Consider the following 24,231-nt stretch of genomic DNA (forward strand, 5'->3'; position numbering starts at 1 on the left):
GATCCAATGGCGAACCCAACGTCCTACCAGCATCTTTGACACGCTGAGGATCGCCTGAGCCCCCGCGGATCCGTCAGACCGGGTGGCAGTCCTGCCCGCAGCCGTCCTCGGGGACGGGCCCGGAAGCGTGCGACGCCGGTCGATGCAGTACGGCGCCGGTCGGCGTCACCACGACGTTGGAGCCCTCGACGCGGCCGGTGCCATCGACGATCAGCGCGTGCTCGCGCGGCGTGAGCGGTGCGTACGTCAGGGTGAGCACCGGGTTGGCGGCGAGGTTCGCCCGCGTGCCGCCACCGGGATCGGCGATCCGCAGCGACGAGCCCTCGACGACCGGGTCCACGACCACGACCTTGATCCGTTCGCCCGCGGTGGTCAGCAGGAACCCGCTGCCGAACCGCTCGAGGGTAGAGGCGAGATCGGGAAGCGCGACCGGGATGCTCATGACGGTCACCCTAGGTCCGCGCGCGCCGGGAGGTCGAGGTCTCAGCCGTCTGGCCGGAATAAACATTGACATCCGTCGATATGAGGCGGAGAGTCATACATCGACAATCATCGATATGTTCCTGAGGAGGAGCCATGTCACGCATCCAGCTCGCGCTCAACGTCGAGAATCTCGAGGAGTCGGTCGCGTTCTACTCGACGTTGTTCGGTGTCGAGCCGGCGAAGACCAAGCCCGGCTATGCCAACTTCGCGGTCGCCGAGCCGCCCCTCAAGCTGGTCCTCGTCGAGAACTCCGGCCACGGTGGCACCATCAACCACCTCGGCGTCGAGGTCGCCGACACCGACACGGTCGACGCTGAGCAGACCCGGCTGCACGCCGCGGGATTCGCCTCGGTCGATGAGCGCGCGACCACCTGTTGCTACGCCAAGCAGGACAAGTTCTGGGTCGAGAACGCTCCCAATGGTGAGCGTTGGGAGGTCTACACCGTGCTAGCCGACAGCGACACCTTCAACGCCGAGCCCGCGGCCGCTGGCTGCTGCTGATCGGGGTGGACGTGATGAACGACCACGTTCGGGGCGATGTAGCCGTGATCGGGCTGGGTGCGATGGGCACCGCGCTCGGCCAGACCCTTCTGTCTGCCGGTACGCGCCCCGTGGTCTGGAACCGGACACCCGGACGGGCGGACGGCCTGGTCGAGGCCGGCGCCCGCGCCGCGACCGAAGTGGCCGACGCCGTATCCTCGGCGGGCCTGGTGCTGATCTGCGTATCCGACTACGACGCGGTACGCAGCGTGCTGGCGCCGCTCGAGGACCGTCTCGCGGGTCGGGACATCGTCAACCTCACCTCCGGCTCGTCGGCGGACGCACGGAGTCTGGCGGCATGGGTCGAGGAACGCGGCGCGCGCTATCTCGACGGCGCGATCCTGGCTGTGCCGGCCGAGATCGGCGGCGCGGACACGGCGATCCTCTTCAGTGGCTCCCCGGAGGCGTACGAAGCCCACCGGTCGACCCTGGAGACCCTGGCCGGCCGTGCCGCCCACCTCGGCACGGACCCTGGGCTCGCCGCAGTACACGACGCCGCGAGCCTCGCGATCATGTGGTCGGTCCTCAACGGATTCCTGCATGGCGCCGCGGTGCTGAAGCGGGCCGGGGTGAAGGCCGTGGACTTCCTGCCCATCGCACGGGGTGGGATCACAACCACGGCCGGCTGGCTCGATGCGTACGCCGCACAGATCGATGCAGGAGACCACCCCGGCGACGACTCGACGATGGCGACCCACGTCGCGGCGATGGGGCACCTTCTCGAGGAGACCGTCGGTGCCGGCGTCGACACGTCCGTACCTGCAGGCTTCAAGGCGCTCGGAGATCGGGCGATCGAAGCGGGCCTGGCCGACCGGGGATATACCGCGCTGGTCGACCTGCTCCTGACCGAGACGGCCTGAGGCCGCCGAGGAATCCGCGATACCGGAGCCTGCCGGGACTGACCACGAGGTTCTGGTCCCGGCGGGCTCCGCAGTCTCCGGCGCGGTCAGAGGTTGATCATGTGGCCCGCGATGCCGTGGACCGCCTCCTTGACCGCCTCGGAGAGGGTCGGGTGGGCGAACACGTTGCGCGCGACCTCGTCGGCGGTGAGGTCCCACTGCTGGGCCAGGGTGAGGACCGGCAGCTGCTCGGTGACGTCCGGGCCGATCAGGTGCGCGCCCAGGAGCTCGTTGTGCTCGGCGTCGGCCACGACCTTCACGAAGCCGACGGTCTCGCCGAGGCCGCGTGCCTTGCCGTTCGCGGAGAAGGGGAAGGTGGCGGTCCTGACGTCGTACCCCTTCTCCGCGGCCTGCGCCTCGGTGTAGCCGAAGGAGGCGATCTGCGGCTGGCAGAACGTCGCTCGCGGGACCATGTCGATGTCGATCGGCATCGTCTCCGCCCCGGCGATCGTCTCGGCGGCGACGACGCCCATCCCCTCGGCGACGTGGGCGAGCATGAGCTTCCCGGTCACGTCGCCGATCGCGTAGACGTGCGGGACGTTCGTACGTCCGCGGTCGTCGATCGCGATGGCGCCGCGCTCGGTGATGGCGACGCCGAGCTTGTCCAGGCCGTAGCCGTCCACCCGCGGCGCGAAGCCGAACGCGGCCAGCATCGTGTCCGCCTCGAGGACGGTCTCGCCGGCGTCCCCGACGGGAGAGACGGTCACGCGGACCCCGGACCCGGTGTCCTCGGCCCGCGTCACCGCGGTCGAGGTGAGCATGTCGATGCCGAGCTTCCGGTACTGCCGCAGCAGCTCCTTGGACACGTCGGCGTCCTCGGTCGGGACCATCCGGTCGGCGTACTCGACGATCGTCACGTCGACGCCGAAGCTCTTCATCACGTAGGCGAGCTCGACGCCGATGGCCCCGGAGCCACCGATCACGATCGACCCCGGCAGCTCCTCGGTGAGGATCAGCTCCTCGTACGTCACGATGTTCCGCCCGTTGGGCTCCACACCGGGCACGCTGCGGACGGTGGCGCCGGTGGCGATGATCAGGTCGTCGCAGGTGTAGGTCTCGGTCGCGCCGTCGCGGCTCGTCACCTCGATCGCCAGCGTGCCGTCCGCCTGTGGCGCGGCGAGCATGCCCCAACCGTCGATCTCGGTGATCTTGTTCTTCCGCATCAGGAAGTGGACGCCCTTGGCGCTGGCGTCGGCGACCCGCCGGCTGCGCCGCCAGCTCCCGGAGTAGTCGACGCTCGCGTCGCCCCGGATCGAGAACTCCTCCTTCTGGTGGCTCAGCAGGTGGGCGATCTCGGCGTTGCGTAGCAGTGCCTTGGCCGGGATGCAGCCGACGTTGAGGCAGACGCCGCCCCAGTACCTGTCCTCCACGACCGCGACGGACCGGCCGAGCTGCGCGGCGCGCACCGCCGCGGTGTAGCCGCCGGGTCCGGCTCCCAGGACGATCACGTCCACGTGGTTCATCGCTCTTCCTCCGTGACGCCGATGATCCGGCGCATCCCCTGATAGGCGTGGTCCGCGGCCCGGTCGTCACCGTGGAGAAGCAGGGCCGGGGTGATGAACGAGGCGAGCGACTCGAGCCCGAACACGACCGCCTCCACGTCGGTGTCCTCCGGCAGGTCGCCGGCCTGGACAGCGGTGGTGACGTCGGCGCGCAACGCTGCCCGCCACTGGTTGCGGCCCTCGAGCAGCCGCTCGTGGACGACGCCGGAGCGGCCGTCGTAGTCGTAGGTCACCTGCGTCATCAGACAGCCGCCGGGATAGCCGGGGTCGGCTGCGTACTCGGTCCAGGCCTCGCACATCGCCAGCAGGCGCGGGAGGCCTGCCGGGAACCGCTTGACCGTGTCCCAGACGCGGGTGCGGAAGTCGCCGAACACCATCTCGACCGTCTCCAGCTGGAGGGCCTCCTTGGTGCGGAACTGCCCGATCACCCCCGACTTGCTCATCTGGACGATCTCGGCGAGCCGTCCGATCGTCACGCTGTCCAGACCCTCGACCGACGCCAGGTCGGCGGCTGCCTTGACCACGCTCCGTCGGGTCTCGAGTGCCGCCTGAGCGGATGCACGTCCTGCCACGCCTCAGACTTTAGCGCACGAACGATCGCTATTGCATGACGGACGATCGTGCGCTTAATCTCGTTTCGTGACGACTCACGAACTGACCGGCCCCTTCGGGGTGGAGGTGGCCGATCCGCACTGCATCGACCCCATGATCGCCGCCGAACGGCTCCGCCACCGCCCGTGGCGGCGGTTCGCTGTGCTCGGCGACTCCGTCACCGCCGGCGTGATGGGGCCGCTCGACGGCTACCGCGAGGCGTCGTTCTCCGACCGGCTGATCGAGGCGCTGGCGAGCACCCGCCCCGGGTTCGCGTCGGTCAACCTCGCCATCCCCTACCTGACCGTCGCCGAGATCCGGGAGGTGCAGCTCGAGCCGGCCCTCGAGTTCGCGCCCGACGCCGTGCTCGTCAGCGCGGGCGGCAACGACGCCTTCAACCCGTTCGACCCCGACCACCTGCGTACGCAGCTCGAGCTGCTCCTCCGACCGCTGGCCGAGAGCGGCGCCACGGTGCTCACTGTCGGGCTCTTCGACCTCGCCCGCTCCGGGCTGGTGCCCGCCGAGCATGCCGGGGACATGGCCGAGCGGTTCGACACCCTCGACCGGATCACCGCCGAGGTGACGCGGAGCCTGGGCGGGATCCACATCGACACCCACCACCATCCGCTCTCGGCCGACGCGTCGATCTACGCCCGCGACCGGATCCACGGCAACGCACGTGGGCACGCGGTGGCCTTCGCTGCCATCGTCGACGCCCTCGCCTGACCAAGGCGGCAACCTCAGCAATCTCGCTGGGTCGAGCGGGCTACCCTGCCTCCGATGAGCACTCCGGAGACGTCACCCCGCCAGCGCCTGGTCGAGCGCGCGGTCGCGGTGATGACCGAGCGGGGATCGACGGGGTGGAGCCTGCGCTCGCTCGCCGAGGCGCTCGGCACGAGCCATCGGATGCTCAACTATCACTTCGGGTCGCTGGACGGAGTGCTCCTCGCGGTCGTCGAGCATGTCGACGAGGCCGCACGCGCGCGGTTCGCCGCGCTCTCGGCGGCGTACGACGACCCGATGGAGGCCGCGCGGGCCTGGTGGCAGGCACTGGCCGACCCTGCCGAGGCGGCAGGGGAGCGGCTCTTCTTCGAGCTGTACGCGGCGGCTCTGCAGGGCAAGGCGCACGCACGACCGCTGCTCGAGGGTGCGGTCACCGAGTGGCTGGCCCCGCTGACCGCGGCCTTCGCCGACCTCACCGGCGACGCGGAGCGGGCCGGACTGGACGCCCGGCTCGGGGTCGCCGTGATCCGTGGACTGCTTCTCGATCTGCTCGCGACCGGTGACCTGGAGGGCGTGACGGCCGCTCACGAGCGCTATCTGGCGCTCTACTCGCCCGACTGAGCCCGGCGCTCGGACTCCTGGGTGAGGCCGGCCAGCTCCAGGCCGACGTAGCGGCGGGTGGTGGCGGCGACCAGCCGCCAGATGAGCGGAGCGAGCGGGCCCTGGAGCTCCACCCCGAGAGCGACCTCGCTCTGTCGCTCGTCGACCGGCCGAACCTCGTGACGCCCGACGGTGCGTACGCCGGGTCCGCTGCTGCTCCAGGTGAACGACGTCTGCGGCGACCACTCGTCGACCTTCCAGATCGCCGGGAGCAGCCGTGGTTGCCGGATCTTCGCTGCCGATCCGACGGCGAGCGGCCCTCCGCCCACGATCTCGACCTGGGTCATCGACGCGGTCCAGGTGGGCATCGCCTCGACGTCGGTGAGTACCTCCCACACCACGCCAGCAGGAGCGGCGATCCGGCCGCTCACTTCGTACGACGGACCGGTGGGGGAGAGCAACATGTTCCAAATGGTACATCGATGGCAGGTGCCGGCAAGCGAAATCCGTCGATGGGGGAGGATGGTGAGGTGACGCGCCCCCGATCTGCGTACCGGTCCGACTGCTCCAGCTGCGCCGGTCTGTGCTGCGTGGCGCTGCCGTTCGCCCGCTCGGCCGACTTCCCGGAGGACAAGGCCGGTGGCGACCCGTGCCGCCACCTCGGGCCCGACTTCGGCTGCGGCATCCACGACCGGCTGCGCGAGCGCGGATACGCCGGGTGCACGGTGTTCGAGTGCTTCGGTGCCGGTCAGCAGGTCACCCAGGTGACCTTCGGTGGCACGGACTGGCGCACCGAGCCGGCACTGCGTCAGGACATGTTCGACGTGTTCGCGGTGATGCGGCAACTGCACGAGATGCTGGCGCTGCTCGAGGAGGCTTCCGAGCGCAGCTCGGCACCGGACCTCGCCGAGGTGGCCGAGCAGGTCTCCGCCGTGGCGGCCGGATCCGCCGCCGAGGTGCTCGCCACCGACCTCGGCACGCTCCGCTCGGCGGTCGGGAGCATCCTCCGCCGGGTGAGCGCGGAGGTACGCCGTCCCGCGGGCCAGGCCCTCGCCGGAGCTGATCTGCTCGGCCGCGACCTGCGCCGGCGCGACCTGCGTCGTGCCGACCTCAGGAGCGCGCTCCTGGTGGCGGCTGACCTGCGTGGCGTCGACCTCACCGACGCCGACCTGCTCGGCGCGGACCTTCGCGACGCCGCCGTCGCGGGCGCCGACCTCTCCCGGGCCCTCTTCCTCACCCAGGCGCAGGTCAATGCCCTGCGAGGAGACGGGACCACCCGCCTGCCCGCAGGGCACGACCGGCCCGCCCACTGGGGCTAGGCACTCAGCCCAGCGTGGCCGTGTCGATGACGAAGCGGTAGCGCACGTCGGAAGCCAGGACCCGGGCGTACGCCTCGTTGATCTGGTCCGCCGAGATCACCTCGACGTCGGCGCCGATGCCGTGCTCGGCGCAGAAGTCGAGCATCTCCTGGGTCAGCGCGATGCCGCCGATCATCGAGCCCGCGAAGTTGCGGCGGCCCGCGAGCAGCGAGAACACGTTGACGCTCAGCGGCTCGGCCGGGGCGCCGACGTTCACCAGGGTGCCGTCCACGGCGAGCAGCCCGAGGTAGTCGTCGACCGGGATCGGGGCGCTGACCGTGTTGACGATCAGGTCGAAGCTGTTCTTCAGCGTCTCGAACGTCGCCGGGTCGGAGGTGGCGTAGTAGTGGTCGGCGCCGAGACGCAGGCCGTCCTCCTGCTTCTTCAGCGACTGCGAGAGCACGGTGACCTCGGCGCCCATCGCGTGGGCGATCTTGACGCCCATGTGGCCGAGGCCGCCGAGCCCGACGACGGCGACCTTCTTGCCGGGGCCTGCGCCCCACCGCTTCAGCGGAGCGTACGTCGTGATGCCGGCGCACAGCAGCGGCGTGGCCGCCGCGGGGTCGAGGCCCTCCGGCACCTTGAGCGCGAAGTGCGCGTCGACGACGACGTGGGTGGAGTAGCCACCCTGGGTGAAGGTGCCGTCGCGGTCCTTCGCGGCGTACGTCCCGACCCCGCCGCCGGGCGTCGAGCAGTGCTGCTCGTCGCCGTTGCGGCAGTTGTCGCACTCGCGGCACGAGTTCACGAAGCAGCCGACGCCGACGCGGTCGCCGACCTTGTGCTCGGTGACGGCGGCGCCGACCTCGGTGACGCGGCCGACGATCTCGTGGCCGGGGACGACCGGGAACGGCTGCGGCCCCCAGTCGCCGTTGACGGTGTGGATGTCGGAGTGGCAGATGCCGGCGTACTCGATCGCGATCAGGACGTCGTTCTCACCGACCGCGCGGCGCTCGATGGTGATGGGGGCCAGCGGCTCGCCGGCGGAGGGGGCTGCGTACGCGTTGACGCGCAAAGCGATCTCCTTGGATCTGAGGAAGTGGGTTACTTGAGGCGGTCGCGGATCTGGTCCGCCAGCGCGAGTGACTGCTCGCCGAGCTCGTCGGCACGCTCCTGGTCGCCCGCCGAGACGGCACGCCAGTAGTCGACCTTGATCCCGACGTACCTGCGTCGCATCGCGAGCGTCTCCGCCTCGCGGGCGAGGCGCTCGGCGTGCTGGGCGAGCAGGTCGACCTGCTCGTCGGCACCGTCGCGGCCGAGGCGGACGTTGGAGACGTACGTCCTCATGTCGTCGATCGAGAGGCCGATCGCGGCGAGACAGGCGATGCCGGTCAGCTTGTCCAGGTCGGACTCGTCGTAGACCCGGTGGCCGCTGCTCGCGCCGCGGCTGACCGGCTCGATCAGCCCGATCGTCTCGTAGTAGCGCAGCGTGCTGGCCGGCAGTCCGGTCAGTGTCGCCACCTCCCGGATCGTGTAGGTCCGAGTCGTCGATGCAGTCACGTCAATGACGCTAAGAACTTCAAGTACTTGAAGTCAAAGGGCAGATTTGTCGATTTATCCATCGTCCTGCCGGCGTTCTGAGGTGTGACTTCGACCGCGAGATGAAGCGCTGTGACGGTGTCGTGCGAGACACTGCTACGCCCCGACGACGAAAGGCTCGGCGATGTCAGTGAGTGATCTGACTGCTCCTGAGGTGGTTCGACAAGAACAGCTCTTCGAGCAGATCGCCATCCGTCTCCCCGACGAGGTCGACGGCGACTGGACGACGCTCGTCTTCAACCACCGCAACCTCTCGAGTCTCTGCGACGGCCGCATCGACATCCATCGACCAGGTGGCTACATCGACTACTCCTTGCCTCCGGACGTGGTCGTCCCGTCGATCGACGAGCTCAGGCGGGTCATGTACCGGCCCGGGCGGGGCACCTGGTTCTCCGGGCAATGGACCGTCACCAACATCGACGGCAACGGGGAGAAGATCTCGGCCAACGCCTCGTTCAACCGCGACGACGAGCCCTTGTGGCGCCGCACCGTGCACGCTGAGATGTACGCCCACGACCTCGAAGCCTTTCCGCGCGACGAGGAGAGCACCCCTGACTGGCTACGTCAGAAGATTGCTGAGGCGCGAAGTGGGTCCTAGGCGCGACCCAGATTGCAGGATTCACCGATCCGGCGTGGCCATGCCACACCTTGGTGCGTAAGTGAGAGGCTGACGATAGGCAAGTGAGAGGATGTCGTCTCACTTGCGTTCACTCGATCCTCTCCAGTACGGGAGGTCCACCATGACTGCCGACATCTACACCACACCACTGCTGACTGCGCGCGAGACCGCGCGTTACCTTGGCATGCCCGAATCGACTCTGGACAACTGGTTGCTTCCTCGTGGTTCTGCGCCGCTGGTGCACGCTGTCAAGCCGGAGAAGCGCGGGTGGCCTCGGGTGCCGTTCGTTGGAGTCATTGAGGCGTACGTTCTTCGCGCACTCCGAGATGCAGGTATGACCCTGGCCGCCATCGACAAGGCGGCGGCGATCGTGCGCAAGGAGTTCGACGACCCGTATGCCTTGGCGCGGCGACGAATCGCGACCGACGGCGTGAATCTGTTTGTCAAGCTTGCCGATGAGTCGCTTGTGCGCGCGCATGATGAACAGCGCGCAATCCCCGAAGTACTACGCGACCACCTGCGTTTCATCGAGTGGGCGACTGACGACACGCCGGCCAGACTCCATCTGCGAACGTTCCCCAAGACCGCCGACGTCATCATCGATCCACGTTTCGGATGGGGTGCCCCAGTGCTGGAGTCGACAAAGATCCGTGTGGCAGACATCGTCGGGCTTTGGAAGACCGGAGAGGCGATGACCGACGTTGCCGATGAGTACGACCTGGACGTGCGCGTAGTTGAAGACATCATCCGAGCCGCGACCCCGGCCACCGCAGCGGCCTGAGTTCTTCCTGGACCGCGGCCTCGGGCGCCGCACCGCTGCTGCGCTGCGCGATGCCGGCATCATCCTCCACCTGGTAGCCGACGTCTACCACGACGACGCCGACAACGTGCCCGACGAGGTCTGGATCGCAGAGGGGTGTCGGCGAGGATGGGTGATGCTCACAAAGGATCAGCGGATCCGCTACCGGCGAACTGAGCTTGAAGCGCTCCAAACGGGCCACATCTTCTGCCTCGCCAACGGCAATTTGCCGATTAGTCAAGCGGTCCATGCGTTCGTCACAGCACTACCGGCCATCGAACGGGCTGTCGCTCGCAGCGAACGCGGCTTCTGGAAGGTTTACACCGACGGGGAACTCAAGCAGACCTGGCCGTGACCGGCCGATAGAGCATGTGCCCGGTCATCCCCCCCCGATCAGCGATCTTGCACCGTCTGAAGGCCTCGGTCGGGGCCGTCGAAAAAGGTCAGAACTTCCGCTTGACCTTGACCCTGCGTCAACCCTCGACGCTGTTCGACATGAACCCGACACCAGCCATCCAGATTGCCGGACTGACCAAGTCCTACGGCGACGTACACGTCCTCCAGGGCGTCGACCTGACCGTCGAGAAGGGCAGCATCTTCGCCCTCCTCGGGTCCAACGGCGCCGGCAAGACCACGACCGTGAAGATCCTGACGACGCTCCTCAAGGCGGATGACGGCACGGCGACGGTCAACGGCTACGACGTCACGAGCCAGGCTCAGGACGTACGCGGCTCGATCAGCCTCACCGGCCAGTTCGCCGCCGTGGACGAGATCCTGACCGGTCGCGAGAACCTCATCCTGGTCGCCAAGCTGCTCCGCCAGCAGAACCCGGGTGCGGTCGCCGACGACCTCCTCGCCCGGTTCTCGCTCACCGAGGCCGGCAACCGCCGGGTCGCGACGTACTCCGGTGGTATGCGCCGCCGGATCGACATCGCGATGAGCCTCATCGGCAACCCGCCGGTGATCTTCCTCGACGAGCCGACCACCGGGCTCGACCCGGAGGCGCGGATCGAGGTCTGGCAGGCGGTCAAGGAGCTCGCCGACAGCGGCACGACCGTGCTGCTCACCACCCAGTACCTCGAGGAGGCCGAGCAGCTCGCCGACCGGATCGCGATCCTCCACGAGGGCCGCATCATCGCGAACGGCACCCTCGCCGAGCTCAAGGCGATGTTCCCGCCGGCCAAGCAGGAGTACATCGAGAAGCAGCCGACCCTCGAGGAGATCTTCCTCGCCATCACCAGCAAGTCCAACGGCACGTCCGCCGACACCAACAACGTCAAGGAGTCACGATGACCACCCGATTCTTCGGCGACACCGCCGTCCTGCTCGGCCGCTCCCTGCGTCACATCGGCCGCAGCCCCGACACCATCGTCACCACGGCGATCACCCCGATCGCGATGATGCTCATGTTCGTGTACGTCTTCGGCGGCGCGATCGACACCGGCTCCCACGAGAGCTATGTCAGCTATCAGCTACCTGGCATCCTGTTGATCACCATCGCCTCCGGCATCGCCTACACCGCCTACCGTCTGTTCCAGGACAAGAACAGCGGCATGTTCGACCGGTTCCAGTCGATGCCGATCGCGCGGTCTGCGGTGCTGTGGGGTCACGTGCTGACCTCGGTCGTCGCCAACATGATCTCGCTGGTCGTGGTGGTGCTCGTCGCCCTGCTGATGGGCTTCCGCACCGGTGCGAGCGTGCTCGACTGGCTGGCGGTCGTCGGCATCCTGGCGCTGTTCACCCTCGCGCTGACCTGGCTCGCGGTGATCCCTGGGCTGACGGCCGGCACGGTCGAGGGAGCCAGCGCGTTCTCCTACCCGCTGATCTTCCTGCCCTTCCTCAGCTCGGCGTTCGTGCCGACCGACACGATGCCCGGCCCGGTGCGAGCCTTCGCCGAGCACCAGCCGGTCACCTCGATCGTCGACTCCATCCGGGCGATCTTCTCCGGTCAGGAGCTGGGCAACGAGCTGTGGATCGCACTGGCCTGGTGCGTCGGCCTCCTGGTCGTCGCGTACGTCCTGGCCACCGCTGCCTACCGCCGCAAGTTCGCCTAAACCGCGAGACAAACCCGGGCGTTCCCGCCACTATTCGGAGAATGCTCACGATCAGCCAGCTGGCGTCGTACGCCGGTGTCACCGTCAGGGCCGTTCGTCACTACCACGCCAAAGGGCTGCTGGTGGAGCCGGAGCGAGACCACTCGGGATACCGACGCTACGACGCCGCTGCGGTGGTCGACCTGATCAAGATCCGCATCCTCGCCGACGCCGGCGTCCCGCTCTCCCGTGTCAAGGAGCTGCTGGCCGCCGGCGACGACGATTTCAAGAAGGCCGTCGCCGAGATCGACAAGCGCCTCCGGCTCGAGATCCGCGAGCGGCAGAGCCACCGCGAGCGCATCGCCCGCCTCGTCCACGGTGACGGCCTCGCCCTTCCGCCCGAGGCGGTCGCCTACCTGGAGCGGATGCGGGAGCTCGGCATCTCGGAGCGGATCATCAGGGGCGAGCGCGACGCCTGGATCCTCGTCGCGGCCCAGCAGCCGCAGAGCATGGACGCCTTCATCCGCAACAAGGTCGGCCAGCTCGACGACCCCTCGGTCGTGGAGACCTATCGCGAGCTGGAGGCCATGCTCGACTGGGAGCCCGGCGACCCCCGTCTGGAGACCATCGCCGACCAGATCGTCGCCCAGATGGACGCGGTGTCCGACGAGGACTGGGCCGCCTACGTCGACGGCGACCAGGCCATGCCCGACGAGCTCGCCGCCCTGCTCGACTCCATGTTCGTCGAACAGGTCCCCGTCGCCCGCGACCTCATGCGCCTGGTCGAGAAGCGCGGCTACACCGGCTGGACCAAGCTCGAGCGGATCGAGGCGCGGGGCTGATCTGCAATCAAAGGGTTGCAAGTTGAGGGTTGAAGTGCAACACTGTGGTTGCAGTTCAATCATCCGAGGAGGACCCATGGTTCACACCACCGAAGAGCTCGCCGAGCTCGACAGCATCAGCCGTCAGATCGACATCCAGGCCAGCGCCGAGAAGGTGTGGTCCCTGATCACCCGCCCGGGCTGGTACGTCAACGACGGCACCGTCCTCGACGAGCAGGACACGCGTGTCGAGACCGCCGACGACGGCACCGAGATCGCGGTCGTCACCCACCCGACGATGGGCGAGTTCCGCTTCCGCACGGTCGAGCTGGACGAGCCGCGCTACGCCGCCTTCCGCTGGCTCGGCACCCCTTATCGCGACGTCACCGAAGGCACCCTGGTGGAGTTCTGGATCGAGGACAACCCCGCCGGCGGAGTGACGCTCAAGGTCCTGGAGAGTGGCTTCTCCACCCTGTCCGACGACCCCGCGGTCTGGCTCAAGGAGCGCGAGGGCAACGACAACGGCTGGGCCATGGAGCTCGAGGCCGCCAAGACATACGTCGAGGCCCTGGCGTGACCACCACGCCCACGCTCCCCGAGATGTGCGCGGCCCTGGGCGACCAGACCCGCTGGGACATCCTCACCCGGCTGGGGCAGGAGACCATGTCCGCCTCCGCCCTGGCCAGGGTGCTCCCGGTCAGCCGTCAGGCGATCGTCAAGCATCTCGACGTACTCTCCGAGGCCGGCCTCGTCACCGCCGAGCGCCGCGGCCGCGAGATCGTCTACGCCGCCCTCGGCTCCCGCCTCAACGCCCTCGCCCACGAGCTCGACCGCATCGGCAACGCCTGGGACACCAGGCTCCGCGCCCTCAAGTCGCTTGCCGAGGCGACGGACGACGGACGCCGTTGAGGCAGGCGACGTTGGCGGCATACCGATGTCTCGCCAGCTCCAGGAAGCCGGAACGCCGAGCTCACTTGTGCACGAACGTGAACTCCAGATCGAGGGATCCGGTTCCCGTGGGGCCGGCATAGACCAAGAAGTACGACCGTCTGGAGTAGAACGAATCGCCGGCCCAGATCTGGTCCCAGGTGTTGGCGCGCCATTCTGCGCCTGGCGTGTTGCTCCAGGGATCACCTCGGCCTGTCATGAAGGCTGTCGCATTCGGGAAGGTCGAGCTGGTGGCCCTCATGTCGAGTCGACCGGACAAGGATCCGGCGTCGTAGTCCACGACCATGACCTGCCCGGGCTGGCTCGCCGTCACTGCGACCTCATGAACGTCCGTTGTCATGCCCCACTGGTCGACCGTGGAACTCGTCAGCGTAGGCGTAACCGGCGAGACCGCGTTGAACCGGATACTTCCCGTCGCGCTGCAGGGGATTACTCGCAGATCGGAGTCACCAGCTGTGGCGGTGTGGAACACCCCGGGAAGCTGTCTCCCTCGGATCACCCAGTCGATCGGGTCGGTGCTGCTGCGGACACTGGCATTCCCGGTGCAGAACTCGCCAGCATTGTCGAGAACCTCGAATGAAAGCAGTTGGCCTGCGCTGACGGGCACCTTGATGTCGACCGGTCGCGCCGGGGCGGGCCCGCGGTCGAACGAAGTGACGCCCTCCGACGTTGCGTCGACGGCCAACGGCGTCGAGGCGTAGAAATCGACGTCCACTGCTGGGAGCGTTTCGCCGGGTATGGGCGTCTGAAACACCAGTAGCGTATATGTTCCGGGCCTTGTCGAGCCGACGGATGTATCGGAGAGGTTTCTGTCGTCCGGGTCGATGAGCGTCTTGTTCAGATGGGTGTCGCCGGTATGCGTGACGTGTAACTCCACTCCGCTAGGGACTTCGAATGTCACGATCCCCAACCGCCCTGGGACATCGAGATTGATCGAGGCGGGAGAGCCGTCCAGAACCATGGCCCCCGTCCTGGTGGACAGCACGCGCTCATCGGGTCGTGTGAACCTGTCACCGGCATTCGGGGCGAACCGGACCGTATAGGTCCCGGTCTCTTCGAGGCGCCAGGCCCGCTGGTAGTAGCCCAAATGCCACTGAGCGATGCTGTCGCCTGTCGGATCGAGCAGCATCTCCGTCGAGCGCCTCGGAGACTGCAACGTGAATTCCGAGATCGTCGAGCCCGCAGTGCCATCGAATCGCAGGTCGACGACCTGGCCGGGCAACTGATTGGCCAGGTCGATCGCCGGTGCATCGATCGCGGAGTCGACCACGAGAGGGGTGCTGAGGGTGATGTCCACCGATTCAGCGTCCGAGAAGCCCGCAGTTGTCAACGTGATGATGTAGTCGCCCGTGAGCGGAGCAACTCGCGTCGTTCCGTGGTCGGACGGACCGAACGCGGGCACCGTGTTCCCAGAAGGGTCGGTGACGCTCTCCTTCACCACGTACCAGCTGTAGTAGGTGAACGTCTGACCCTTCTCGAGCGCGACGACCAGCTGCCGCTGTGTCGCCCGGCTCGGAAACACCACAGGTGTGGTGGTGTTGAGGTCTACGCGGGCGGGGCTGCCTTCAGCGACCTGGAATGGTGCCGACGTGGCGGCTCTCCGGAGACCGTCGCTCGGTGCGTAGACGCGGTAGGAAAGGGACATGCTTGGTTGGAACGTCATTGCGAATGTGCCGTCTGCGGCGACGGCGGATCCTGTGTCGAGGAACTGCCATCCGTCGGAATAGAGCACCTGCAGGCGTACCCATCCGTCGGCAGGCAGACCGGTGGAGTCACCGCGCAGCGACGCATCGCCGGTGTGAGGAACGAGTGCGGCGAAGGCGGTGATCGTGGGCGTCCAGTGCCCATCGACGACGAACGAGCTGCTCGCCTTGGCGAGCCGAGACCCCATAGGCGGGAGCGACGTAGCGGAACCGCTGGCCGTGGCGACTGGAGAAGCGGTCACGCCAGGTCTGGTCGGACGCCACGCGTACGCGTCCGTGCAGTGCCCAGGTGCCGTCCGAGCGCTGCAGCTCGCGGCGCAGCTCGAAGCCGGCGCTGAGCCGGGTCGTCTTGCCGTTGGTGGTGGTCGTGACGGCGCCGGTGGAGTAGTCGACAACCTGGTGCTTCACGGTGCCGAGCGTGAACGCAGGACGCCAGGTGACCTTGATGGTCTTGGTCGCGGACACCCTGCCGGGCTGGCCCAGCTGAGCCGGCTTCACGACGCGGTACTTCTGATAGCCGCGCGGAGGGGTGGTGCTGAAGCGGTAGCGCCGAGTATCCACCAGCTTGCGGGAAGCCACGACCACCCAGCTCCCGTCGGTGCGCTGGCGCTGGAGGCGTACGACGCTACCCAGGCGCGCGTCGATCGCTCTGCCGGTGAAGGTGACGGTGGATCCCTCGGGAACGGTCGAGGCCGAGGCGTAGATGGTGACCGACAAGGCGGCGTGCGCCGGCGGACTCACCAGCACCAAGCCGGCCAGAACTCCCGCCAGGACGAGCACGGACGAGGCCAAGTGACGCATTCTGTCTCCCGAAGATGAGGCACCACATGCAGAACATGCCCCCATAGGGAGCCCCCGAGTCACCCGAATTGGACCACGAACCGACACGCTCGGCAACCAATGCGAGCGCAGGCAAGCCGACGAAAACCTAGGCACCCCAGCCGATCGCGAGCTCGACCGCCCGCCGCCACCGCGCGAACTCGGCCTCCCGCGCGGAAGCCGACATGGCCGGTCGCCACTCGGCCGCCCGCCGCCAGTGCCGCCGCAGGACCTGCCGGTCGGGCCAGTAGCCGGCCCCGAGCCCGGCGGCATAGGCGGCACCTCGGGAGACCGTCTCGGCCACCATCGGACGTACGACGGGGATGTCGAGGAAGTCGGCGATGGTCTGCATGAGGAGGTTGTCGGCGGTCATGCCGCCGTCGACGGCCAAGCGTGTCAGCGGCACGGAGGCGTCGGCGTTCATCGCGTCGACGACCTCGCGGGTCTGCCAGGCGGTGGCCTCGAGGACGGCTCGACACAGGTGCGCCTTGGTGACGTACGAGGTCAGCCCGACGATCACGCCGCGGGCATCGGGCTCCCAGTGCGGTGCGTACAGGCCGGTGAACGCCGGGACGACGTAGCAGCCACCGTTGTCGGGGACGGTCAGCGCCTGGGTCTCGATCTCCGCGGCCGAACGGATCAGGCCGAGGCTGTCGCGGAACCACTGCACGAGCGCGCCCGCGACGGCGATCGACCCCTCCAACGCGTAGGCGGCGGGCTCGCCCTCCATCGCGTGCGCGACCGTCGTGATCAGCCCGTGCTGCGACCGGACCGGAGACGAGCCGGTGTTGAGGAGCAGGAAGCCGCCAGTGCCGAAGGTGCACTTCGCGTCGCCGCGGTCGAACCCCGCCTGGCCGAACAGCGACGCCTGCTGGTCGCCGATCACCGCCGTCAGCGGGATCCCCGCGACCGGTGCGACCGTGGTGCCGAACGAGGAGACCGTCGGCCGGATCTCGGGCAGCATCGCCCGCGGCACCCGCATCGCCGCCAGCAGCTCCGGGTCCCAGTCGAGCGTGCCGAGGTTCATCAGCATCGTACGGCTGGCGTTGGTCACGTCGGTGACGTGCGCCCCGCCGGAGACTCCGCCGGTCAGGTTCCAGACGAGCCATGAGTCCATCGTCCCGAACAGCAGGTCGCCGCGCTCCGCCCGCTCCCGCAACGACGGCGACGAGTCGAGCAGCCAGCGCACCTTCGGCCCCGAGAAGTACGTCACCAACGGCAGCCCGCACCGAGCCTGGATCTCCGCCTCCGGCATGTCAGCGGCGACAGCGGGCAGCACGGCGGACGACCGGGTGTCCTGCCACACGATCGCGTGGTGGACCGGCCTGCCGGTGTGCCGGTCCCACACGACCGTCGTCTCGCGCTGGTTGGTGATCCCGAGCCCGACGACCTGCGACGGCACCGCCCCGGCCTCCGCGATCGCCTCCGGCACGACCCGGCAGACGATGTCCCAGATCTCCAGCGGATCGTGCTCGACCCAGCCGGCGCGCGGATAGTGCTGATGGTGCTCCCGCTGCGCCAGCGAGACCATCCGGCCCTCCCGGTCGAAGAGCATGCACCGGGTCGACGTCGTGCCCTGGTCCAACGCCGCGACATACCGCGGAAGACTCATGGCGCCTCGGATGCAGACCGAGGTAACTCGGTGTGGTTGCGCCTACTTCGCGGAACCCCACGAAGTAAGTGGCAGCTCACCGAGTTACCTCGGTGAGCATTCACCGCGCACCTCATGCCGCCCTGCCGTGACCGAGCGCCCGCGAGATCGACCGGGAGACTCCGACGACCTCCTCCACGAGATCCGAGCGAGGCAACCCACGCGCATCGCACAGTCGCACCACCGGTCCCGCGATGCCGACGGCCGCGACGACATAGCCACCGCGGTCACGCACCGGCGCCGCGATCCCGGCGAGCTCCGGTCGCGCCTCGGAGACGGCCGAGGCCCACCCGGTGTCGCGCGCATCCGCCAGCGCCCGCAACAGCGCCGCCCGATCGGTGATCGTCCGGAAGGTCAGCCGGTCGAGCCGCTGCCCGATGACGCTGCGGGCCGCGCCGGGGTCGAACGCGACCAGCACCTTCCCGAGCGCCGTCGCATGCAGCGGGAGCGCCCGCCCGGTGTCCATCACCTGCACCCCCGGCCCGGCCCGGAAGACATGGTGCGCCACCACCGCCGCCCCGTCGCGGTAGGCCGCGATCCGCGCCTCCTCGCCCGTACGCGCGGCCAGCGTGTCCACCCAGTTGAGCGTCTCCGAGCGCAGCTCGTTGAGATCCAGCGTCACCGACCCGAGATGGAGCAGGCCGGAACCCAGCAGATAGCGCCCGGTGACCGGCTCCTGGTCGACGAACCCCGTCCCCGCCAACGTACGCAGCAACCCGTGCGCCGTCGGCTTGGCCAGCCCCACCGCAGCCGCCAGCTCACCGAGAGCCATCGGTTCACTCTCGGCGGAGAGCACGCGTAGCAGCGCAGCCGCCCGCTCGACGGATTGCACGGTCCGAGACATTGGGTAAAAGCGTAGGGTCCGAACAAACCCGCGGCACCGGGTTCGAGGATCCGAGGACCGACCGGTGCCACCCGGTGAAACAGGGCGGCGTTCGACGATGCCGAACGCGCCCCGTTGTGACGTGCGTCACTCGCTCCTACGGTGCACAGGTCCGCCAGACCCCACACGGCAGGAGCAGCGCATGAAGGCCAACAGAACGCTCATCGGGGAGCTCAGCGCCGAGTTCGCCGGGACGATGATCCTGATCCTCTTCGGAGTCGGCGTGGTCGCGCAGGTCGTGACCGGCGACGGCGGACTGGGCGACCACGACTCGATCGCCTGGGCCTGGGGGATCGGGGTGATGCTGGGCATCTACACCGCAGGACGGATCAGCGGCGCCCACCTCAATCCGGCCGTCAGCCTCGCGATGGCCGTGTTCGGCGACTTCCCGTGGCGCAAGGTCCTGCCCTACAGCATCGCCCAGATCCTCGGCGCCTTCGTCGCCGCACTGATCGTCCGCGCCGCCTACGGGGACGCGATCGCCAGCGTCGACCCCGGCCACACCCACGCCACCCAAGGCATCTTCTCCACGCTCCCGGGCAACGGCGACGCCGGTCTCGGGATCAGCCTCACCACCGCCTTCGCCGACCAGGTGATCGGCACCGCGATCCTGCTGTTCCTGATCATGGCGATCACCGATGCGAAGAACTCGGCGCCCATCGCCTGGTTCTCGCCCGTCGCGATCGCGTTCGTGATCGTCGGCATCGGAATGGCCTGGGGCACCAACGCCGGCTACGCCATCAACCCCGCCCGCGACTTCGGGCCGCGGCTGGCCTCCTTCGTCACCGGCTACGACGGAGCCTGGGTGACCGCTGCCGGCGACGTCTACTTCTGGATCCCGATCGTCGCCCCGCTCGTCGGTGGACTCATCGGTGCCGGAGCGTACAAGGTGTTGATCGCACGCTTCTTGCCCGCCGAGGAGGAGGCTGAGGAGACCAGCGACCTGCCTGCCGCCGCCTGACCGACCGCCCCCGCCCGACACACCAGACACAGCAAGAACCCCCGAAAGGACCGACATGCCCGACTACGTCGCAGCCGTCGACCAAGGCACCACCAGCACCCGATGCATGATCTTCGACCACGGCGGCAACGAGGTGGCCCGCCACCAGCTGGAGCACGAGCAGATCATGCCGAAGGCTGGCTGGGTGGAGCACAACCCGGTGGAGATCTGGGAGCGCACCAGCTCGGTGATCCAGACCGCGCTCGGCCGCAAGGGGCTCACCGACAAGGACATCGCCGCGCTCGGCATCACCAACCAGCGCGAGACCACCGTCGTGTGGAACAGGAAGACCGGGCGGCCCTACTACAACGCGATCGTCTGGCAGGACACCCGCACCGACCGGATCGCGTCCGCCCTCGACCGGGACGAGCGCGGCGACATCATCCGCCGCAAGGCCGGCCTCCCGCCCGCGACCTACTTCGCCGGCGGCAAGATCCAGTGGATCCTGGAGAACGTCGACGGCGTCCGCGAGGCGGCCGAAGCCGGCGACGCCATCTTCGGCACCACCGACAGCTGGGTCGTCTGGAACCTGACCGGCGGCCCCAACGGCGGCGTCCACGTCACCGACGTCACCAACGCCAGCCGCACCATGCTGATGAACCTCGAGACCCTCGACTGGGATGACGAGCTGCTCGGCTTCTTCGACATCCCGCGCCAGATGCTCCCCGAGATCCGGCCCTCCTCCGAGCCGAAGGCCTACGGCACCACCCTCGCGCACGGACCCCTCAAGGGGGAGATCCCGATCACCGGCATCCTCGGAGACCAGCAGGCGGCCATGGTCGGCCAGGTCTGCCTGGACGCCGGCGAGGCCAAGAACACCTACGGCACCGGCAACTTCCTCCTCCTCAACACCGGCCAGGAGCTCGTACGCTCCGAGAACGGCCTGCTCACCACGGTCTGCTACCAGTTCGGAGACCAGCCGCCCACCTATGCGCTCGAGGGCTCGATCGCGGTCACCGGCTCCGCGGTGCAGTGGCTGCGCGACCAGCTTCGGGTGATCAGCAACGCCGCCCAGTCCGAGACGCTCGCCAAGGAGGTCGAGGACAACGGCGGGGTCTACTTCGTCCCCGCGTTCTCCGGCCTCTTCGCGCCCTACTGGCGCTCCGACGCCCGCGGCGTGATCGTCGGCCTGTCCCGGTTCAACACGTCCGGCCACATCGCCCGGGCGACCCTGGAGTCGATCTGCTACCAGAGCCGCGACGTCGCCGACGCGATGGAGAAGGACTCCGGCGTACGCCTCGAGGTGCTCAAGGTCGACGGTGGTGTCACCGTCAACGAGCTGTGCATGCAGATCCAGGCCGACGTCCTGGGCGTCGAGGTCAGCCGCCCGGTCGTCGCCGAGACCACCGCGCTCGGCGCTGCGTACGCGGCTGGGCTCGCCGTCGGCTTCTGGAAGGACACCGACGAGCTGCGCCAGAACTGGAACGAGTCCAAGCGCTGGAAGCCCGCCTGGAGCGAGGAGCAGCGCGAGGCCGGCTACGCCGGCTGGCGCAAGGCCGTCGACCGCACCCTCGACTGGGTCGACGTCGACTGACGGCCGCGGAAATCGTCTGAAAGAGCCCTGTTTGGGGTATGCGCGGGGCGCCCCGGCCGACGTACGTTGCGAATGGGCCCGGCCGGGGCCCAGCACCAGCCTCGACCGGTCCGTTGGCACACCGACGACCGAGGAGGCAGCATGTTCATCCAGATGATCCAGGCGCCCTGCACCCGGCAGGACGAGGCCCACCTGATGCTCGACGAGTGGCGTCGTGACCTGGCGCCGGGCGAGGAGGACGGCAGCTTCGTCGACACCATCGCGTTCACCAGCGAGGCCGAGGCCCGCAGGGGCGAGCAGATCGAGCCGCCGCCCGACGTACGCCGCGAGCTCGACTACGCGATGAAGGGCGCCACCTACTACGACCTGCGCCACCCCTGGTTCGAGAGCGCCTGAAGGAGGCCGTGATGCTCAACGACAGCAAGGTGATGGCGAACATCCCGGCCGCCGACCTCGAGCGGGCGCGTCGCTTCTACGCCGACAAGCTCGGGCTCGAGCCGGCCGGCGAGGACCCCGGTGGGCTGACCTACACGACGTCCGGCGGGACGTCCTTCCACCTCTACGAGACCGACCAGGCCGGCAAGGCCGGACACACCATCGCCCAGTTCCACGTGGCCGACGTCCGCAAGGAGGTCGACGACCTCGGGGCCAAGGGCATCACCTTCGAGCACTACGACATGCCGGGCGTGACCTGGGACGGAGACGTCGCCGGGATGGGCTCGGCCGGGCACGCCGCCTGGTTCAAGGACAGCGAGGACAACATCCTCTGCATCGACGACATGGTGCCCGCCTGAGGCAGCCGAAACAGAGCGGGAAGGTCCCGGATCAGCCGGGGCCTTCGCCTGCGGCGACGTGCTGGGCGAGATACTGCTGGAGCCCCACGCGTTCGATCGCGTCGAGCTGCGACTCGAACCAGTCGGCGTGCTTCTCCTCGTCGCGGACCATCTCCTCGAAGACCGCGGCGGTGCCGTGGTCGCCGAGCTCGTGGCACTCCTTGGCGCCGGTGTTGAACTGGGCGACCGCGTCTCGCTCGCTCGCCAACGCCAGCCGGAGCATCTCCTCGGCGGTCTCACCGACCTGGATGGCGTTGAGCCGCTGGACGTTGGGATGGCCGTCGAACATCAGGATCCGGTTGATCAGGTCGTCGGCGTCGCGCATCTCGTCGATGGAGAGGTCGTAGAAGACCTTGCCGAGCTTGGACAGACCCCAGTTGTCGAGCATCCGAGCGTGCAGGAAATAGGTGTTGGTGACGGTGAGCTCGAACGTGAGTGCCTCGTTGAGGAGCTCGACGACGCGTGGATCGACTGGCTGCATGACGCACCTCCGGGAACGGGTTCTTTCCCGATACTCGCACGGCACCCCGGGAGTGAGGACAGACTCAGTTTGCGACCGGTTGCGGTGGGTCAGCTGGCAGCGCCGTCGGCCGCGAGGTGCGAGCACTCCTGCTCGAGATGCTTGGTGACCAGCTTCTTCACCGAGAAGATGCAGGAGCCGCAGTCCTGCGCGGCACCGGTCGAGCGGCAGATCGCGCTGACCGTACGCGCCCCGTCGGCCAGCGCGGCATCGACGTCACGGTCCGTGACGACTCGGCACTGGCAGACGATCATACGATTAGGTTAGCCGAACCTAAGCGCGACGACGAGACCGCGTCCCAGTTCTTACCTTTCGGGCGGTTCGCTCGAGCCCGCGCGGAGATTCACATTCTCCCGGTATGGTCCAGGTCACATCACGCTCCCGGCCCCTCGGAGGATCTCTTGCGCATCGCTGTCATCGGCACCGGCTTCGGCGGCCTGGCCGCCACGATCGAGCTCAAGAAGCGTGGCCACGACGACATCGTCGTGTTCGAGAAGGCCGGTGACGTCGGCGGCGTGTGGCGGGAGAACACCTATCCGGGAGCCGCCTGCGACGTACCCTCCAGCCTCTACTCCTTCTCCTTCGAGCCCAACCCGCACTGGCCCCACAAGTTCTCCCGGCAGCCCGCGATCCTCGACTACATCCACAGGGTCGTCGACAAGTACGACGTACGCCGCCACATCCGGTTCCACACCGAGGTGGCCTCCGCTCGCTGGGACGACGAGGCGAAGACCTGGCAGCTCGACCTCAGCACGGGCGAGACCGAGACGGTCGACCTCTTCGTACCTGCCGTCGGTCAGCTCTCCAGGCCGTCGATCCCGGACATCCGGGGCGCCGACACGTTCCGGGGCGAGGCCTTCCACTCCGCCGAGTGGAACCACGACCTCAGCCTCGAGGGCAAGCGGGTCGCGGTGATCGGCACCGGCGCGAGCGCCATCCAGTTCGTGCCCGAGATCCAGAAGGAGGCCGGGCAGGTGCACCTCTTCCAGCGCTCGGCGCCCTACATCGTTCCGCGCAAGGACTTCGAGCGCGCCGACCCCGCCCATCCCGTCGGGCAGCTCCTCGACCGCGCGAAGATCTGGACGCAGGCCGAGTGGCTGACCACGACCTTCCACGTCAAGCCGCTCGGTGCGATCATGCGAGCCTGGTCGAAGCGGCACATGAAGGCGCAGACCGCGGCCAAGCCGGGACTCTTCGAGAAGGTCTGGCCCGACTACCCCTTCGGCTGCAAGCGCATCCTCTTCGCCGACGACTACCTGCCGGCGCTCGCCCAGCCCAACGTCGACGTGGTCACCGACGACATCACCGAGATCACCCCGACCGGCATCACCACCGCCGACGGACAGCACCGCGAGGCCGACGTGATCATCTGGGGCACCGGCTTCAAGGCCACCGACTTCCTCGCCCCGATGACGATCGCCGGCACCCAGAGTCGCGACCTGCACACCCACTGGAAGGACGGCGCCCACGCCTACCACGGCATGACCGTCCCCGGCTTCCCCAACCTGCTGATCATGTACGGCCCCAACACCAACACCGGCGGCGGCTCGATCATCTACTTCCTGGAGACCCAGGCCCGTTACCTCGGCAGGTACGCCGACCACATCGCCGAGGCCGGCCCGCTCGAGGTCCGAGTGGAGGTCGAGGAGGCGTACGACGCCCGGATCCAGGACCGGCTGGCCGACAGCGTCTGGAGCAAGTGCACGTCCTGGTACCGGGAGAAGAACGGCCGCATCACCACCAACTGGCCCAGCATCTCGGCCCACTACCGGCGTAGCGCCAGCTACCGGAAAGCGGACTACGCGTCCGCCTGAGGGAACCGTCCTGATGGGTCTT

Annotated in this window: 30 protein-coding genes; 18 read left to right on the forward strand and 12 right to left on the reverse strand. The window is 68.3% G+C overall.

What is annotated here, in order from left to right:
• Positions 1–73: 73 nt before the first annotated feature.
• Positions 74–442, reverse strand: coding sequence for a pyridoxamine 5'-phosphate oxidase (locus tag G5C66_RS23860; RefSeq protein WP_165113848.1), 369 nt, complete (start codon positions 440–442; stop codon positions 74–76).
• Between the two features lie 134 nt (positions 443–576).
• Between G5C66_RS23860 and G5C66_RS23865 the strand changes: the two genes are divergently transcribed.
• Both G5C66_RS23865 and G5C66_RS23870 read left to right on the forward strand, forming a co-directional pair.
• Complete coding sequence (locus G5C66_RS23865) at positions 577–984, forward strand: ArsI/CadI family heavy metal resistance metalloenzyme (RefSeq protein WP_165113851.1); 408 nt, start codon at positions 577–579, stop codon at positions 982–984.
• Between the two features lie 14 nt (positions 985–998).
• The gene (locus G5C66_RS23870; RefSeq protein WP_165113854.1) at positions 999–1,883 is read left to right on the forward strand and encodes an NAD(P)-dependent oxidoreductase; all 885 of its coding nucleotides are present in this window, start codon (positions 999–1,001) and stop codon (positions 1,881–1,883) included.
• 86 nt (positions 1,884–1,969) lie between these two features.
• Here G5C66_RS23870 and lpdA read toward each other — a convergent pair whose 3' ends face one another.
• Positions 1,970–3,385 (reverse strand): dihydrolipoyl dehydrogenase, encoded by a 1,416-nt coding sequence (lpdA, locus tag G5C66_RS23875; protein ID WP_165113857.1) that lies wholly within the window; start codon positions 3,383–3,385, stop codon positions 1,970–1,972.
• Complete coding sequence (locus tag G5C66_RS23880; protein ID WP_165113860.1) at positions 3,382–3,996, reverse strand: TetR family transcriptional regulator C-terminal domain-containing protein; 615 nt, start codon at positions 3,994–3,996, stop codon at positions 3,382–3,384. The genes lpdA and G5C66_RS23880 overlap by 4 nt, the downstream gene beginning before the upstream one ends.
• 67 nt (positions 3,997–4,063) lie before the next feature.
• Here G5C66_RS23880 and G5C66_RS23885 point away from each other — a divergent pair, with 67 nt between their 5' ends.
• Both G5C66_RS23885 and G5C66_RS23890 read left to right on the forward strand, forming a co-directional pair.
• Positions 4,064–4,741, forward strand: a complete 678-nt coding sequence (locus tag G5C66_RS23885; protein ID WP_165113862.1) for a GDSL-type esterase/lipase family protein — start codon at positions 4,064–4,066, stop codon at positions 4,739–4,741.
• A gap of 54 nt (positions 4,742–4,795) precedes the next feature.
• Positions 4,796–5,359 (forward strand): TetR/AcrR family transcriptional regulator, encoded by a 564-nt coding sequence (locus G5C66_RS23890; RefSeq protein ID WP_165113865.1) that lies wholly within the window; start codon positions 4,796–4,798, stop codon positions 5,357–5,359.
• On the opposite strand, the gene G5C66_RS23895 is transcribed toward G5C66_RS23890, so the two are convergent.
• On the reverse strand, positions 5,344–5,802 hold the full coding sequence (locus G5C66_RS23895) for an SRPBCC family protein (protein WP_165113868.1): 459 nt from the start codon (positions 5,800–5,802) through the stop codon (positions 5,344–5,346). The two genes, G5C66_RS23890 and G5C66_RS23895, sit on opposite strands and share 16 nt — an antisense overlap.
• 66 nt (positions 5,803–5,868) lie before the next feature.
• Between G5C66_RS23895 and G5C66_RS23900 the strand changes: the two genes are divergently transcribed.
• The gene (locus G5C66_RS23900; RefSeq protein WP_338144298.1) at positions 5,869–6,657 is read left to right on the forward strand and encodes a pentapeptide repeat-containing protein; all 789 of its coding nucleotides are present in this window, start codon (positions 5,869–5,871) and stop codon (positions 6,655–6,657) included.
• Between the two features lie 4 nt (positions 6,658–6,661).
• On the opposite strand, the gene G5C66_RS23905 is transcribed toward G5C66_RS23900, so the two are convergent.
• Positions 6,662–7,714 carry an NAD(P)-dependent alcohol dehydrogenase gene (locus G5C66_RS23905; RefSeq protein WP_420901755.1) on the reverse strand — a complete coding sequence of 351 codons (1,053 nt, stop codon included), beginning with the start codon at positions 7,712–7,714 and terminating at the stop codon, positions 6,662–6,664.
• Positions 7,715–7,737: 23 nt separating this feature from the next.
• The gene (locus G5C66_RS23910) at positions 7,738–8,193 is read right to left on the reverse strand and encodes a MerR family transcriptional regulator (RefSeq protein ID WP_165113875.1); all 456 of its coding nucleotides are present in this window, start codon (positions 8,191–8,193) and stop codon (positions 7,738–7,740) included.
• A gap of 163 nt (positions 8,194–8,356) precedes the next feature.
• On the opposite strand from G5C66_RS23910, the gene G5C66_RS23915 reads away from it, so the two are divergent.
• From G5C66_RS23915 to G5C66_RS23950, 8 genes are all read left to right on the forward strand, one after another.
• Positions 8,357–8,830: an agglutinin cell wall attachment protein gene (locus G5C66_RS23915; protein ID WP_241248809.1), complete on the forward strand. Its 474-nt coding sequence runs from the start codon at positions 8,357–8,359 to the stop codon at positions 8,828–8,830.
• Positions 8,831–8,972: 142 nt separating this feature from the next.
• The gene (locus G5C66_RS23920) at positions 8,973–9,632 is read left to right on the forward strand and encodes a DUF433 domain-containing protein (RefSeq protein WP_206444499.1); all 660 of its coding nucleotides are present in this window, start codon (positions 8,973–8,975) and stop codon (positions 9,630–9,632) included.
• The gene (locus tag G5C66_RS23925; protein WP_165113877.1) at positions 9,586–10,005 is read left to right on the forward strand and encodes a PIN-like domain-containing protein; all 420 of its coding nucleotides are present in this window, start codon (positions 9,586–9,588) and stop codon (positions 10,003–10,005) included. Before G5C66_RS23920 ends, G5C66_RS23925 begins: the two co-directional genes overlap by 47 nt.
• 140 nt (positions 10,006–10,145) lie before the next feature.
• Positions 10,146–10,943 (forward strand): ABC transporter ATP-binding protein, encoded by a 798-nt coding sequence (locus G5C66_RS23930; protein ID WP_165113880.1) that lies wholly within the window; start codon positions 10,146–10,148, stop codon positions 10,941–10,943.
• Complete coding sequence (locus G5C66_RS23935) at positions 10,940–11,704, forward strand: ABC transporter permease (RefSeq protein WP_165113882.1); 765 nt, start codon at positions 10,940–10,942, stop codon at positions 11,702–11,704. Before G5C66_RS23930 ends, G5C66_RS23935 begins: the two co-directional genes overlap by 4 nt.
• A gap of 41 nt (positions 11,705–11,745) precedes the next feature.
• Positions 11,746–12,525, forward strand: coding sequence for a MerR family transcriptional regulator (locus G5C66_RS23940; RefSeq protein ID WP_165113885.1), 780 nt, complete (start codon positions 11,746–11,748; stop codon positions 12,523–12,525).
• Positions 12,526–12,601: 76 nt separating this feature from the next.
• Positions 12,602–13,081: an SRPBCC family protein gene (locus tag G5C66_RS23945; protein WP_165113887.1), complete on the forward strand. Its 480-nt coding sequence runs from the start codon at positions 12,602–12,604 to the stop codon at positions 13,079–13,081.
• Complete coding sequence (locus tag G5C66_RS23950; RefSeq protein ID WP_328528182.1) at positions 13,078–13,413, forward strand: ArsR/SmtB family transcription factor; 336 nt, start codon at positions 13,078–13,080, stop codon at positions 13,411–13,413. Before G5C66_RS23945 ends, G5C66_RS23950 begins: the two co-directional genes overlap by 4 nt.
• A gap of 61 nt (positions 13,414–13,474) precedes the next feature.
• Here the strand turns inward: G5C66_RS23950 and G5C66_RS23955 are convergent, their stop codons facing one another.
• From G5C66_RS23955 to G5C66_RS23970, 4 genes are all read right to left on the reverse strand, one after another.
• The gene (locus G5C66_RS23955; protein ID WP_165113890.1) at positions 13,475–15,343 is read right to left on the reverse strand and encodes a hypothetical protein; all 1,869 of its coding nucleotides are present in this window, start codon (positions 15,341–15,343) and stop codon (positions 13,475–13,477) included.
• Entirely contained in the window at positions 15,225–15,947 is a 723-nt protein-coding gene (locus tag G5C66_RS23960; protein WP_165113892.1) for a hypothetical protein, read from the reverse strand. Before G5C66_RS23960 ends, G5C66_RS23955 begins: the two co-directional genes overlap by 119 nt.
• Positions 15,948–16,083: 136 nt before the next feature.
• Positions 16,084–17,586: a glycerol kinase GlpK gene (gene glpK, locus G5C66_RS23965; protein ID WP_165113894.1), complete on the reverse strand. Its 1,503-nt coding sequence runs from the start codon at positions 17,584–17,586 to the stop codon at positions 16,084–16,086.
• Between the two features lie 112 nt (positions 17,587–17,698).
• On the reverse strand, positions 17,699–18,469 hold the full coding sequence (locus tag G5C66_RS23970; protein ID WP_165113896.1) for an IclR family transcriptional regulator: 771 nt from the start codon (positions 18,467–18,469) through the stop codon (positions 17,699–17,701).
• A 181-nt stretch (positions 18,470–18,650) separates the two neighbouring features.
• Between G5C66_RS23970 and G5C66_RS23975 the strand changes: the two genes are divergently transcribed.
• The 4 genes from G5C66_RS23975 to G5C66_RS23990 all read left to right on the forward strand — a co-directional run bounded on the left by G5C66_RS23975 (position 18,651) and on the right by G5C66_RS23990 (position 21,836).
• A complete protein-coding gene (locus tag G5C66_RS23975; RefSeq protein WP_165113898.1) occupies positions 18,651–19,469 on the forward strand; it encodes an MIP/aquaporin family protein in 819 nt (272 codons plus the stop codon).
• 55 nt (positions 19,470–19,524) lie between these two features.
• Positions 19,525–21,042 (forward strand): glycerol kinase GlpK, encoded by a 1,518-nt coding sequence (glpK, locus tag G5C66_RS23980; protein WP_165113900.1) that lies wholly within the window; start codon positions 19,525–19,527, stop codon positions 21,040–21,042.
• A gap of 141 nt (positions 21,043–21,183) precedes the next feature.
• A complete protein-coding gene (locus tag G5C66_RS23985; protein ID WP_165113902.1) occupies positions 21,184–21,438 on the forward strand; it encodes a hypothetical protein in 255 nt (84 codons plus the stop codon).
• An 11-nt stretch (positions 21,439–21,449) separates the two neighbouring features.
• Positions 21,450–21,836, forward strand: coding sequence for a VOC family protein (locus G5C66_RS23990; protein ID WP_165113904.1), 387 nt, complete (start codon positions 21,450–21,452; stop codon positions 21,834–21,836).
• 31 nt (positions 21,837–21,867) lie between these two features.
• Here the strand turns inward: G5C66_RS23990 and bfr are convergent, their stop codons facing one another.
• Together bfr and G5C66_RS24000 are read right to left on the reverse strand one after the other, a co-directional pair.
• A complete protein-coding gene (bfr, locus tag G5C66_RS23995) occupies positions 21,868–22,356 on the reverse strand; it encodes a bacterioferritin (RefSeq protein WP_165113906.1) in 489 nt (162 codons plus the stop codon).
• An 89-nt stretch (positions 22,357–22,445) separates the two neighbouring features.
• On the reverse strand, positions 22,446–22,649 hold the full coding sequence (locus tag G5C66_RS24000; RefSeq protein ID WP_165113909.1) for a (2Fe-2S)-binding protein: 204 nt from the start codon (positions 22,647–22,649) through the stop codon (positions 22,446–22,448).
• 147 nt (positions 22,650–22,796) lie between these two features.
• On the opposite strand from G5C66_RS24000, the gene G5C66_RS24005 reads away from it, so the two are divergent.
• A complete protein-coding gene (locus G5C66_RS24005; protein WP_165113911.1) occupies positions 22,797–24,209 on the forward strand; it encodes a flavin-containing monooxygenase in 1,413 nt (470 codons plus the stop codon).
• Positions 24,210–24,231 lie beyond the last annotated feature (22 nt).

The sequence above is a fragment of the Nocardioides turkmenicus genome, assembly GCF_011045035.1.
GTDB classification, from domain to species: domain Bacteria; phylum Actinomycetota; class Actinomycetes; order Propionibacteriales; family Nocardioidaceae; genus Nocardioides; species Nocardioides turkmenicus.

Bases quoted from the DNA above. Each gene is read 5' to 3' on its own strand.
- G5C66_RS23860 (WP_165113848.1), bottom strand. From the start codon at position 442: ATGAGCATCCCGGTCGCGCTTCCCGATCTCGCCTCTACCCTCGAGCGG.
- G5C66_RS23865 (WP_165113851.1), top strand. From the start codon at position 577: ATGTCACGCATCCAGCTCGCGCTCAACGTCGAGAATCTCGAGGAGTCG.
- G5C66_RS23870 (WP_165113854.1), top strand. From the start codon at position 999: ATGAACGACCACGTTCGGGGCGATGTAGCCGTGATCGGGCTGGGTGCG.
- lpdA (WP_165113857.1), bottom strand. From the start codon at position 3,385: ATGAACCACGTGGACGTGATCGTCCTGGGAGCCGGACCCGGCGGCTAC.
- G5C66_RS23890 (WP_165113865.1), top strand. From the start codon at position 4,796: ATGAGCACTCCGGAGACGTCACCCCGCCAGCGCCTGGTCGAGCGCGCG.
- G5C66_RS23895 (WP_165113868.1), bottom strand. From the start codon at position 5,802: ATGTTGCTCTCCCCCACCGGTCCGTCGTACGAAGTGAGCGGCCGGATC.
- G5C66_RS23915 (WP_241248809.1), top strand. From the start codon at position 8,357: ATGTCAGTGAGTGATCTGACTGCTCCTGAGGTGGTTCGACAAGAACAG.
- G5C66_RS23920 (WP_206444499.1), top strand. From the start codon at position 8,973: ATGACTGCCGACATCTACACCACACCACTGCTGACTGCGCGCGAGACC.
- G5C66_RS23930 (WP_165113880.1), top strand. From the start codon at position 10,146: ATGAACCCGACACCAGCCATCCAGATTGCCGGACTGACCAAGTCCTAC.
- G5C66_RS23935 (WP_165113882.1), top strand. From the start codon at position 10,940: ATGACCACCCGATTCTTCGGCGACACCGCCGTCCTGCTCGGCCGCTCC.
- G5C66_RS23940 (WP_165113885.1), top strand. From the start codon at position 11,746: ATGCTCACGATCAGCCAGCTGGCGTCGTACGCCGGTGTCACCGTCAGG.
- G5C66_RS23945 (WP_165113887.1), top strand. From the start codon at position 12,602: ATGGTTCACACCACCGAAGAGCTCGCCGAGCTCGACAGCATCAGCCGT.
- G5C66_RS23955 (WP_165113890.1), bottom strand. From the start codon at position 15,343: ATGGGGTCTCGGCTCGCCAAGGCGAGCAGCTCGTTCGTCGTCGATGGG.
- glpK (WP_165113894.1), bottom strand. From the start codon at position 17,586: ATGAGTCTTCCGCGGTATGTCGCGGCGTTGGACCAGGGCACGACGTCG.
- G5C66_RS23970 (WP_165113896.1), bottom strand. From the start codon at position 18,469: ATGTCTCGGACCGTGCAATCCGTCGAGCGGGCGGCTGCGCTGCTACGC.
- G5C66_RS23975 (WP_165113898.1), top strand. From the start codon at position 18,651: ATGAAGGCCAACAGAACGCTCATCGGGGAGCTCAGCGCCGAGTTCGCC.
- glpK (WP_165113900.1), top strand. From the start codon at position 19,525: ATGCCCGACTACGTCGCAGCCGTCGACCAAGGCACCACCAGCACCCGA.
- G5C66_RS23985 (WP_165113902.1), top strand. From the start codon at position 21,184: ATGTTCATCCAGATGATCCAGGCGCCCTGCACCCGGCAGGACGAGGCC.
- G5C66_RS23990 (WP_165113904.1), top strand. From the start codon at position 21,450: ATGCTCAACGACAGCAAGGTGATGGCGAACATCCCGGCCGCCGACCTC.
- bfr (WP_165113906.1), bottom strand. From the start codon at position 22,356: ATGCAGCCAGTCGATCCACGCGTCGTCGAGCTCCTCAACGAGGCACTC.
- G5C66_RS24000 (WP_165113909.1), bottom strand. From the start codon at position 22,649: ATGATCGTCTGCCAGTGCCGAGTCGTCACGGACCGTGACGTCGATGCC.